The organism is Pseudomonas wayambapalatensis (assembly GCF_049942315.1).
In the GTDB taxonomy this organism is placed as follows: Bacteria; Pseudomonadota; Gammaproteobacteria; order Pseudomonadales; family Pseudomonadaceae; genus Aquipseudomonas; species Aquipseudomonas wayambapalatensis.
Genome location: NZ_JBNFMU010000006.1, coordinates 1 through 1,604, shown reverse-complemented (window position 1 = coordinate 1,604; position 1,604 = coordinate 1). Strand labels below are relative to the sequence as shown.

General features: G+C 66.0%; 2 protein-coding genes. Both read left to right on the top strand.

The features are described from left to right. Window positions 1-60: 60 nt before the first annotated feature. The gene (locus ACPZMI_RS00045; RefSeq protein ID WP_186667459.1) at window positions 61-1,026 is read left to right on the top strand and encodes an L-carnitine dehydrogenase; all 966 of its coding nucleotides are present in this window, start codon (window positions 61-63) and stop codon (window positions 1,024-1,026) included. Between the two features lie 10 nt (window positions 1,027-1,036). Further along, window positions 1,037-1,513, top strand: a complete 477-nt coding sequence (locus ACPZMI_RS00040; protein WP_426351415.1) for a thioesterase family protein — start codon at window positions 1,037-1,039, stop codon at window positions 1,511-1,513. The last annotated feature ends 91 nt before the right edge of the window (window positions 1,514-1,604 follow it).

The window sequence follows — 1,604 nt, the reverse complement described above, 5'->3', positions numbered from 1 at the left end:
TCGCGGGCAAGCCCGCTCCTACAGGGCCCGCGCCAACCTCCAGAACATAGAGAGACTGATATGCCTTTCATCACCCACATCAAGACCTTCGCCGCACTCGGTAGCGGCGTCATCGGCAGCGGCTGGGTCGCTCGCGCCCTGGCCCATGGCCTGGACGTGATCGCCTGGGACCCGGCGCCCGGCGCCGAACAGGCCCTGCGCAAACGCATCGCCAACGCCTGGCCAGCCCTGGAAAAACAAGGCCTGGCACCCGGCGCCGCACAAGCGCGGCTGAAGTTCGTCGCCACCATCGAAGAGTGCGTGCGCGACGCCGATTTCATCCAGGAAAGCGCCCCCGAGCGCCTGGACCTCAAGCTCGACCTGCACGCCAAGATCAGCGCCGCGGCCAAGCCCGATGCGATCATCGGCTCCAGCACCTCGGGCCTGCTGCCCAGCGAATTCTACGAGTCGGCCACCCACCCCGAGCGCTGCGTGGTCGGCCACCCATTCAACCCGGTGTACCTGCTGCCGCTGGTGGAGATCGTCGGCGGCAAGCACACCGCGCCTGAAGCCATCGAAGCCGCAAAGACCATCTACACCGCACTGGGCATGCGCCCGCTGCATGTGCGCAAGGAGGTCCCGGGCTTCATCGCCGACCGCCTGCTCGAAGCGTTGTGGCGCGAGGCCCTGCACCTGGTCAACGACGGGGTTGCCAGCACGGGCGAGATCGACGATGCGATTCGCTTTGGCGCGGGTCTGCGCTGGTCGTTCATGGGCACCTTCCTCACCTACACCCTGGCCGGTGGCGATGCCGGTATGCGTCACTTCATGTCGCAGTTCGGCCCGGCGCTGAAGCTGCCCTGGACCTACCTGCCAGCACCAGAGCTGACCGACAAGCTGATCGACGACGTGGTCGACGGCACCTCCGAGCAACTGGGCGAACGCAGCATCGCGGCGCTGGAGCGCTATCGTGACGATACCCTGCTGGCGGTGCTGGACGCTGTGAAGAACAGCAAGGCCAAGCACGGCATGGCCTTTGGCGACTGAGGAGACTGCGATGCCCGCCCTGATCACCTACCGCACCCCGGTTCAACAGGACTGGGTCGATTACAACGGGCACCTGCGCGATGCCTTCTACCTGCTGATCTTCAGCTATGCCACCGATGCGCTGATGGAGCGCATCGGCCTGGACGCCGACAGCCGTGGCCAGAGCGGCAACTCGCTGTTCACCCTGGAGGCGCACATCAACTACCTGCACGAGGTGAAGCTCGGCACCGAAGTCTGGGTGCAGACGCAGATCATCGGCTTCGACAAGAAGCGCCTGCACCTGCACCACACACTGCACCGTGCAGGCTTCGACGAAACCCTGTCGGCCAGCGAGCAGATGCTGCTGCACGTGGACCTGGCAGGGCCGAAGTCGGCGCCATTCAGCGAGCGCAGTGCCGCGTTGCTGCAAGGGCTGGTGGATGAGCAGCAAGACCAGGCACCCGCCGAGTTCGTGGGCCGGGTGATCGGTTTGCCCGCGCGATCCTGAGCCCGCCCAGGTCCTTGTAGGAGCGGGCTTGCCCGCGAACACGGGCTTAGCCCGTGCCAGGCAGCGCGGTTTCTTTTTCGCGGGCAAGCCC

Excerpts from the sequence above, each read along its gene's own strand:
- ACPZMI_RS00045 (WP_186667459.1), top strand. The coding sequence starts at position 61 with ATGCCTTTCATCACCCACATCAAGACCTTCGCCGCACTCGGTAGCGGC.
- ACPZMI_RS00040 (WP_426351415.1), top strand. The coding sequence starts at position 1,037 with ATGCCCGCCCTGATCACCTACCGCACCCCGGTTCAACAGGACTGGGTC.